The 265-nt window shown below is 70.2% G+C and carries 1 protein-coding gene; it reads right to left on the bottom strand.

Going from position 1 to position 265, the window contains the following annotated elements; genetic code table 11:
• Nucleotides 1-265, bottom strand: a 265-nt coding sequence (locus ACQG3P_RS20025) for a hypothetical protein (RefSeq protein ID WP_426806023.1), incomplete at both ends; no start/stop codon positions are given.

Genomic DNA, 265 nt, shown 5'->3' with positions numbered 1-265 from the left:
ACCGCGAGGTGGTCGGTGCCGGTGACGCGGTCCTTGTAGGCAAGGAAGCGGAATTCGCCGTGCGACGTCGGGACGTGAGCCTCGGCGCGGAGGCTGACGCGGCGCTTTTGCTGGCCGTGGGCCTGCGCAGCGGCGTCGATCGGCTCGGTCTCGTTCAGGTACGCGATCAGCTGCTCGATCGTGATGACGGGGATGCCGTCGCGCTCGCCGAGCTCCTGGAGCCCCGGCAGCCGCATCATCGAGCCGTCCTCGGCGACGACCTCGG

Origin of the sequence: Stenotrophomonas sp. SrG, from assembly GCF_050031795.1 — a bacterium.
Taxonomy (GTDB): domain Bacteria; phylum Pseudomonadota; class Gammaproteobacteria; order Xanthomonadales; family Xanthomonadaceae; genus Stenotrophomonas; species Stenotrophomonas rhizophila_A.
This window is presented reverse-complemented; position numbering and strand designations above follow the sequence as displayed.